Here is an 8,527-nt window from a genome sequence, read left to right on the forward strand (position 1 = left end):
TCAGCCTTTCACTCCTACGACTGCGACCGTCAGCACCGCCATCGCGAACGCCAGCACAAACACCGTGGCGATTAGACCCAACAGCACTTTGCCAGCCGAGGCAAACCCGTGCAACTCGGCGATAAAACTCGCTAACACCCAGAGAAACAACACCAGTCCGAACAGGCCCAAAGCGGCGGCCAAAGACGGCGACAACACCACCAGCACAATCTGCCCCAGTTGCAACAGGCTCAGCAATGCCTCGGTCCAAGCGATCAAAACCAGCGCATCGGTCAAGCGGCCCCTGCCCCCGAACATCCGCCCAATGCCTTGCACCAGCATCGCCATTGCAACCATCACAAGGCCTTGAAGAAAGGCAACTTGCAGAGGATTTTGGAACATTTGCAGGATGTTAGGATCGAGCTGCTCGGGTGCCACCAACATGGAAACACCCGTCAGTCCGGCCGAAATCACCGCCATCAGCGCGATCGCCAGAACCGCCGTCGATGCCGGAAACTGCCAATCCAGCAAGCGGCGGGCGGCACTGCGGGGGCTTTGTAGACTTTGTTGCAGCAAAAGCGTCAGATCAGCTTGCATCGCCACGCTCCGCTTCCCGCAACATCGACATCCAGATCCACACAAAGCCCAATCCGACCAGCGCTGCCACCAGATTGGCTTGCAGACCCGGCCCGATCATCCCCGCGACAAGCCCTTGCAACAGCATCCCCGGCGTCACCGCCAGAAGCGCCGCGAACAACGCCAGCCGCGCAGAATAGTAACTGCCCTTCCCACCCATTGCTTTGGCAATCCAATGGCTTACCGCCGCCAACAGATACCACACCGGGATCAATGCAAGCATCGCCAGACCTGCCCCTACCAACCGCTGCACCATCGGCACATCGGGTTGAAGCACTGTCTGCCGCGACAGGAAAGGCCAACGCGCCACGAAAGCCAATACCATAAATGCCACCAGCAGGCTGAACGCGAATGGCTCAGATTTGGGCCGCTGCAAATGCCTACGCATCACCACTTGCGGCTGCCGCCACGCCTGCACAATATCGGTTGTCACTGACATTTAATGCTCGTGACGCGCCAGCCAGCTTTGCAACCGAGCCCTGATATCTTCGGAAATCACCTCGTCCTCAATCTCCGAGATCGCCTCGGCGAGGAAGGCCAGTACCAGCAGTGACTGCGCCTGCCGCAACGGCACACCGCGCGAGCGCAGGTAGAACAAAGCCGTCTCATCAATCGCGCCCGAGGTCGAGCCGTGGCTACATTTCACGTCATCGGCGTAGATTTCCAGCTCGGGCTTGGCGAGAAACTGGCTGTCACCATCCAGCATCAGCGCCTGGCTGATCTGATAGCCATCGGTCTTCTGCGCGCCCTGTTTCACCAGAATCTTGCCCTGAAACACCCCAACAGCGCCGTTTTTCAGAACTTTCTTGAACACCTGACGGCTTTCGCAACGCTCTGCGGCATGGGTGATAAACACGGTGTCGTCGTGGTGAAAGTCGCCATCGCCCAAGGCCGCGCCCGCAACATGCGCCACCGAATCCGAACCCAGCAGTTCCAGCACCGCATCGTTGCGGGTCAGACGGCCATTCGCGGTCAAAGTGAAGGATTTGAACGCGGCATTGCGGCCGATGCGGGCAAACAGATGCGTCACCGCTTGCCTTGTATGCGCCCGGCCTTGCGCCCGGATATGATGAAAGCGCGCGCCATCGGCGACCTCAATCTCCATCACATGATTGAAGCGGGCAGCAGCCGCACCGTTCTCCAGAATGGTGACTTCTGCGCCGGATTCCACCTTAATGCAGTGATGCAGGATCACGTCAGAAGCTATTGATTTGTGCTGGTAAATCAGAGAAATCGGCTTGGCTGGCGTCTGCGTCACCCGGATCAGCAAGCCATCATCCGCAAAAGCTGAATTCAGCGCCGCAAAGGGCCGCTGCACCGGGTTTTGGCCACGGGTTTCCAGCACGCCATAAAGCCCGCTCGCCCAGTGAATATCGGCCTCTGCCGCATCAGACAGCCGCTCAATCTGCACGCCCTCCAGTCCCAAAGCGTCGGACTGGCTGGCATCAAACACGCCATCGACAAACACGAGTTTCAACCGATCCACATCGTTAAACGGTGCAGGCTCGTCGCCCGGATCGAACAGATTGACGGAGGCAGCCTCTACCGCGTTCAGCCCGGTCGGATCAGTATAACGCCAATATTCATCGCGTTTGCCGGGCAGCCCCATCGCGGTCAGACGCGCCAAAGCATCGCTGCGCGCGGACCCCAGCCAGCCCCGCGGTGCAAAGCTTAAAGCGGCAATCCGCGCCTGCAACGCATCTTGCTTTGATTGCAAAACCGCCATCAGACACCCTCCGCCAAAAGGTCCGCATAGCCGTTGTTCTCAACTTCCAGCGCCAGTTCTGGCCCGCCGGTTTTGATGATCCGCCCCGCCGCCATAATATGCACAAAATCGGGTTTGATATGGTCCAGAAGCCGTTGATAATGCGTGATAACTAGGAAAGAACGCCTTGCCCCACGCAAGGCGTTGACGCCTTCCGCCACCAGCTTCATCGCATCGACATCTAAGCCAGAATCCGTCTCATCCAAGATGCACATCTTCGGTTCCAGCATCGCCATTTGCAGGATCTCATTGCGCTTTTTTTCGCCGCCCGAGAACCCGACATTGACCGGACGCTTCAGCATCTCGGCATCAATTTGCAGTGCCTTCGCCTTTTCCCGCACCAGTTTCAGGAAATCACCCGCCGAGATTTCAGCCTCTCCACGCGCCTTGCGCTGCGCGTTTACCGCAGTGCGCAGAAAGGTCATATTGCCGACGCCGGGGATCTCCACTGGATACTGAAACGCCAAAAAAAGCCCCGCAGCAGCCCGTGCTTCCGGCTCCATCGCCAGCAGCTCTTGGCCCTCTAGCTTGGCCGAACCCTCAGTCACCTGATAGCCATCACGACCCGACAGCACATAAGACAGCGTCGATTTGCCCGAGCCGTTCGGCCCCATGATCGCATGCACTTCGCCAGCGCCGATATTCAGGTTAACCCCGCGCAGAATAATTTTGTCTTCTTCTTGAAGTTTGACGTGCAGGTTATTGATTTCGAGCATTTTTCCCTCATTCATCTTATGGCGCAGCCCTGAAGAGCCGCGCGCCACAAATTCCTAGCCGACCGAGCCTTCAAGGCTGATCGCAACCAGACTTTGCGCTTCCATTGCAAATTCCATCGGCAGCGCCTGCAACACTTCCTTGCAGAAGCCGTTCACCACCAGCGCTACCGCTTCTTCTTCGTCCATTCCGCGCGAGCGGCAATAGAACAGCTGATCGTCATCCACCTTGCTGGTCGTCGCTTCGTGTTCGACCCGGCTGGAATTGTTCTTCACCTCGATATAAGGCACGGTATGCGCGCCGCATTTATCGCCGATCAGCAGGCTGTCGCACTGGGTATAGTTACGGCTATCGGTGGCTTTTGGGTGCATTGACACCAAGCCACGATAGGTATTCTGCGCCCTGCCCGCCGATATGCCCTTGGAAACAATACGAGATTTCGTGCGCTTGCCTAAGTGCACCATCTTGGTGCCAGTGTCGGCCTGCTGTGCGTTGTTGGCGATGGCAATCGAGTAAAACTCGCCTTGGCTGTCATCGCCGCGCAGGATACAGGACGGGTATTTCCAAGTAATCGCGCTGCCAGTCTCAACTTGCGTCCACATCACTTTCGCCCGGTCGCCACGGCAATCCGCGCGTTTGGTGACGAAATTATAGATGCCGCCCAGGCCGTTTTCATCGCCCGGATACCAGTTCTGCACCGTGGAATATTTCACCTCGGCGTCTTCCAAAATCACCAGCTCCACCACCGCCGCGTGCAACTGGTTGGTGTCGCGCTTTGGCGCCGTGCAGCCTTCCAAGTAGCTGACATAGCTGCCTTTATCGGCAATTATCAGTGTGCGTTCAAACTGCCCGGTGTTCTCGGCGTTGATGCGGAAATAAGTCGAAAGCTCCATCGGGCAGCGGGTGCCGGGTGGGATGTAGACAAACGAGCCATCAGAAAACACCGCCGAATTCAGCGTCGCAAAGAAGTTATCCGACTGCGGCACCACCGAGCCGATGTATTTTTTCACCAGTTCGGGGTGTTCCTTGATTGCTTCCGAAATCGAGCAGAAGATCACCCCGGCTTTCGCAAGTTCTGCCTTGAACGTAGTGCCGACCGACACGGAATCGAACACCGCATCAACCGCAACCTTACGTTCGCCCATCGTCTCGGCACCCTCAACCCCGGCCAGAATAAGCTGTTCTTTCAGAGGGATGCCGAGTTTTTTGTAGGTGGCCAAGATTTTGGGGTCAACGTCGTCCAAAGACTTCGGCTTCACCGCCATGCTTTTCGGTTTGGCGTAGTAATACTGATCCTGATAGTCGATTTTCGGATAGTGCAGCATCGCCCAATGCGGCTCTTCCATCTGCACCCAGCGCCGATAGGCGGTCAGACGCCATTCCAGCATCCACTCGGGTTCTTCATTCTTCGACGAAATCAGTCGCACGATGTCCTCAGAGACACCTTTTGGCGCGTAATCCATCTCAATTTCTGTTGACCAGCCGTATTTATAGGTGCCAGACATCGCATGAACGGTTTCAATCGTCTCCCGATCCACCCCATCCCGCACTTCCAGATCTAACTCGGCCATCACTATCTTCCTTATATCCCAAGGCGTTGCCGCCTGAAGTTCACGCGACGCGCGAACGTATCCGTTTGTAGTCCCGCGCCCAAGCTTCGGCAAAGCGCAGCACTTGGGTCTCTGTCACATCCGGCCCCAGCGAGATGCGGATCGCCTGACCCGCCGCCTCATCCGCAAATCCCATCGCCTTCAGCACCCGACTGGCGCGCACTTTGCCGCTGGAACAGGCCGACCCCGCCGAGACCGCAAACCCCGCCAGATCCATCGCCATCACCTGGGTTTCGCCCTTCCAGCCGGGCGCAATCAGGTTCAGCGTGTTCGGCAAACGTTTCGCTTTATTCCCGACTGAAATAATCTCAAATACCATGGCGGACAATGCTGAATCTAGAATATTTCTAATTTCAGCCACGCGGTCCCAAACCCCATCCGCCAGATCGCGCGCAGCAGCCTCTGCCGCCGCCGCAAAGCCTGCGATGCCGATCAGGTTTTCGGTGCCAGCCCGCCTGCCCATTTCCTGCCCGCCGCCCTTCAACTGGGACGCCACATCCAAGCCCTGCCGCAGCACCAAAGCGCCGATGCCTTTCGGGCCACCCAGCTTATGCGCCGACACAAGCCCCATCTCGCAACCCAGCCAGTTGAACGCCAGTGGCAGCTTGCCAAAGCCTTGAGTCAAATCAGAAACTGCCAAGCCTTGCGGTAAATCCTGCACCACGCCGGTCTCCGAATTCGCCAGTTGCAGCGCAGTCCGCGAGGGGTCAAGCACCGTCACCCGGCCTTCCGAATCCACCGAAAGAGCTGCCTCACACCACGCCGAAACCGCCTCATGCTCCACTTGCGCACAGACCAAACCCCGCCCCGCACAAGCCAAAGCCGCAGCCTCGGTCGCCCCCGAGGTGAACACGATATCCGCGCCCTCAGCCCCCAGCGCAGAGGCAATTTTCCGCCGCGAGCGTTCCATCAACGCCTTTGCCGCCCGCCCCTCGGCATGGACCGAAGATGGATTGCCCACCACCTCCATCGCCGCAATCATCGCCGCGCGCGCTTCAAGGCGCAGCGGCGTGGTCGCGTTCCAATCGAGGTAAATCCGGTTCATTCGTCCACCACATCCACCACCCGGAACAGTGCAGGCACCGCAGGGCATGGGGTCATCGCGTTGCCGATCACATCCGAGAGGCGCGTTTGGTGCAAAAACACATAGACATGCGCCGAAAGCCCCTCCCACAGCCGATTGGTCAGGCTTTGCGCTCGGCTTCCCGACACGCCACCCGAGGCCCCCGCTCCCGAATGCATTGCATCGACATTTTCCTCAACCGCCTCCATCACCTCAGATATCCGAATTGAATCCGGGCTGCGCGCCAGACGGTAGCCGCCTCCCGGCCCGCGCACCGCTTCCACCAAACCGGCGCGGCGCAGCTTGACGAACAACTGCTCCAGATAGGGCAGCGACAGATCCTGCCGCTTGGCAATCGCCGCCAGCGACATCAGATCATCACTGCCTTTGACCTCGGCCAAAGCCAGATCGGCCAGCGCTACCATCGCGTAACGCCCCTTGGTCGATAGTTTCATGCCCAGCACCCACCCAATTTCGTGACTATCCATTGACGTCGGGGGTGCGTCCGCTTAACTCAACCCCAGTCTATGAGCGGTTTTGCCGCTTTAGAATGGTTCTAGTATATCCGAGCGAATTCGTCAACAATTCGTTCAGAAACAGGCACGGAGCTTACATGCCCGAAGTTATTTTCGCCGGCCCAGAAGGCCGCCTCGAAGCGCGTTACCATCCGCAAAAAGAGCGTGATGCGCCGATTGCCATCGTGCTGCATCCGCATCCGGCTTACGGCGGCACGATGAACAACAAGGTTGTCTACAACCTGCACTACGCTTTTTACAACCTTGGCTTCACCGTGATGCGGTTCAACTTCCGTGGCGTCGGGCGTTCGCAGGGTGAATATGACATGGGCATTGGCGAGCTGTCGGATGCCGCCAGCGCTTTGGATTACCTGCAAAGCATGAACCAGAACGCCAAGCATTGCTGGGTGGCCGGGTTCTCTTTCGGCGCGTGGATCGGCATGCAACTGCTGATGCGTCGGCCCGAGATTACCGGATTTATTTCAGTCGCCCCGCCGGCGAACCTGTATGATTTCAGCTTCCTCGCGCCCTGCCCGGCGTCTGGCCTGATCATCAACGGCACCGCCGATAAGGTGGCCCCGCCGAAAGATACCACCAATCTGGTGAACAAACTGCACGAGCAGAAGGGCATCACCATCACCCACACCCAGATCGAGGGCGCCGATCACTTCTTCAAGGATGAGGAAGCCCATATGAAGCCGATGATCGACACGGTTTCCGGCTATGTGAAGCGTCGTCTCACCGAAGTGACCCGCTAAATGGGCGTCGTCGAGGATATGGGCGATGCGCTCGCCCGCGACGTGATCGCCGCAATGGAAGAACTCGACGACCACCGCCTACCCGACAAGGTGTCGAAAGTGCTGCTCGACGCCTCGCCCACCATGCAAGAGGCGTTCCTGACCGCCTACCGCGTCCGCGTCGCCGAGATGCGCGGGCGCAAATTCGTCGAGGCTTTGCTGAAAGCCAAGCGCGAAGGCACCGCCCCACCGCCGGGGCCCCATATGCAGAGCGGCCATTGAGCGCCAAGCCCGCTGATACCCGTCTGGAAGCGCAATTCGCGTTTCTGAATGAGGCAGATCGCCTGAAATCGGTGCTGCGCGCCACGACTTTGTGCGATGGCTCGCGGCGGGAAAACTCTGGCGAACATTCTTGGCACCTCGCGCTTTACGCGCTGGTGCTGGCCGACCAAACCGCCCCCGGCGTCGATATCTCCCGCGTGATCAAGATGCTCTTGGTGCATGATCTGGTGGAAATCGACGTCGGCGACGTGCCGATCCACTCCGCCAATGGCCTAGCCCATGCCAGCACCGACACTCAAGCCGCCGAATCCCGCGCCGCTGATCGGATATTCGGCATGCTTCCTCCCGACCTGCGTGACGACCTGCGCGCCATTTGGGATGAGTTTGAAGCAGCCCTTACCCCCGACGCCATCTTCGCCAAATCGCTGGACCGCGTGCAGCCGGTGATGGCCAACCTGCAATCGGGCGGTGGCACTTGGATCACCTACAACGTGACGGCGGATCAGTTGGAATCCCGCGTCGGCAGCAAAATCGCCAAGGGCGCGCCGAGGCTGTGGGATTGGGTGAAAGCGCAAACCTCGGTGTTCTTTGCAAAATGAGTCCGCGCACCCGTAGCATCGCTATCGTTCTCTGCCTTGCAATCACGATTCTGTCTGGCGTCAGCTTTGTATACGCAACTGATGGGTTTTACGGGACTGTAGCCCCATCGTTCTGGAGAGCCTTGCATCCTACTACGCTTCGGCAATCCGACGATGTGTTTCTTTGTAATTCTATGAATGGCCAAGGAAGCGATGAAGAAGTTTTCGTAATGATGTTCGTGTTGCTATCGCCTCTAATTCTGTTCAGGCTCATACGTTTGCAGACGCGTCCAAGCTGGATTGAGTTCTGCATTTTCGGGATTCTGTCTTTGCCATTCTTTATTGGCATGTATACGGGCCCGGCCACTTGCGCTGACATTGTGCTAACACTGTATGTCGGCAAGAATCTCGCGCTCGGGCTTTGTTTGCTGGCTTGGACCTTCACAGCAGCCCTATATCTTAGCATTGGCAAACGCATATAAGAATTCGGTATACCGTCGCATACCATCTTCCCTTTCACATGATTTTCAGGCTCTGTTGCACAAATCAGCCTGAGGTCGAGTTTTCCCTTCCGCTGGACAGAGTCATCCCACACGTTGAGTTTGCGGCGTTCCAAGTGCCGTAAATCGGTTCAGGATCGCCGCCCTG

General features: G+C 58.0%; 10 protein-coding genes. 3 read left to right on the forward strand and 7 right to left on the reverse strand.

Translation table 11 applies throughout. The annotated features are described in order from the left end of the window. Genes ACP7AP_RS15165 through ACP7AP_RS15195 form a run of 7 tightly spaced genes read right to left on the reverse strand, consistent with a single transcriptional unit; the run spans position 1 to position 6,222 of the window. The gene (locus ACP7AP_RS15165; protein WP_426035204.1) at positions 1–576 is read right to left on the reverse strand and encodes a YIP1 family protein; all 576 of its coding nucleotides are present in this window, start codon (positions 574–576) and stop codon (positions 1–3) included. After that, positions 566–1,054: a Yip1 family protein gene (locus ACP7AP_RS15170; RefSeq protein ID WP_426035206.1), complete on the reverse strand. Its 489-nt coding sequence runs from the start codon at positions 1,052–1,054 to the stop codon at positions 566–568. The genes ACP7AP_RS15165 and ACP7AP_RS15170 overlap by 11 nt, the downstream gene beginning before the upstream one ends. Continuing rightward, the gene (gene sufD, locus ACP7AP_RS15175) at positions 1,055–2,341 is read right to left on the reverse strand and encodes a Fe-S cluster assembly protein SufD (RefSeq protein WP_426035208.1); all 1,287 of its coding nucleotides are present in this window, start codon (positions 2,339–2,341) and stop codon (positions 1,055–1,057) included. It lies immediately after the preceding gene. Then, the gene (gene sufC / locus ACP7AP_RS15180; RefSeq protein ID WP_426035210.1) at positions 2,341–3,096 is read right to left on the reverse strand and encodes a Fe-S cluster assembly ATPase SufC; all 756 of its coding nucleotides are present in this window, start codon (positions 3,094–3,096) and stop codon (positions 2,341–2,343) included. The genes sufD and sufC overlap by 1 nt, the downstream gene beginning before the upstream one ends. A 54-nt stretch (positions 3,097–3,150) precedes the next feature. After that, the gene (gene sufB, locus ACP7AP_RS15185; RefSeq protein ID WP_426035212.1) at positions 3,151–4,665 is read right to left on the reverse strand and encodes a Fe-S cluster assembly protein SufB; all 1,515 of its coding nucleotides are present in this window, start codon (positions 4,663–4,665) and stop codon (positions 3,151–3,153) included. 40 nt (positions 4,666–4,705) lie between these two features. Then, entirely contained in the window at positions 4,706–5,749 is a 1,044-nt protein-coding gene (locus ACP7AP_RS15190; protein WP_426035214.1) for a cysteine desulfurase family protein, read from the reverse strand. Continuing rightward, positions 5,746–6,222 carry an Rrf2 family transcriptional regulator gene (locus ACP7AP_RS15195; protein WP_426035216.1) on the reverse strand — a complete coding sequence of 159 codons (477 nt, stop codon included), beginning with the start codon at positions 6,220–6,222 and terminating at the stop codon, positions 5,746–5,748. The genes ACP7AP_RS15190 and ACP7AP_RS15195 overlap by 4 nt, the downstream gene beginning before the upstream one ends. 158 nt (positions 6,223–6,380) lie before the next feature. On the opposite strand from ACP7AP_RS15195, the gene ACP7AP_RS15200 reads away from it, so the two are divergent. Genes ACP7AP_RS15200 through ACP7AP_RS15210 form a run of 3 tightly spaced genes read left to right on the forward strand, consistent with a single transcriptional unit; the run spans position 6,381 to position 7,900 of the window. Continuing rightward, on the forward strand, positions 6,381–7,040 hold the full coding sequence (locus ACP7AP_RS15200) for an alpha/beta hydrolase (protein ID WP_426035218.1): 660 nt from the start codon (positions 6,381–6,383) through the stop codon (positions 7,038–7,040). Then, positions 7,041–7,301 (forward strand): hypothetical protein, encoded by a 261-nt coding sequence (locus ACP7AP_RS15205; RefSeq protein ID WP_426035220.1) that lies wholly within the window; start codon positions 7,041–7,043, stop codon positions 7,299–7,301. Beyond that, positions 7,298–7,900, forward strand: a complete 603-nt coding sequence (locus tag ACP7AP_RS15210; RefSeq protein WP_426035222.1) for an HD domain-containing protein — start codon at positions 7,298–7,300, stop codon at positions 7,898–7,900. The genes ACP7AP_RS15205 and ACP7AP_RS15210 overlap by 4 nt, the downstream gene beginning before the upstream one ends. The last annotated feature ends 627 nt before the right edge of the window (positions 7,901–8,527 follow it).

It is taken from the genome of Cypionkella sp. TWP1-2-1b2 (genome assembly GCF_049896245.1).
In the GTDB taxonomy this organism is placed as follows: Bacteria; Pseudomonadota; Alphaproteobacteria; order Rhodobacterales; family Rhodobacteraceae; genus Cypionkella.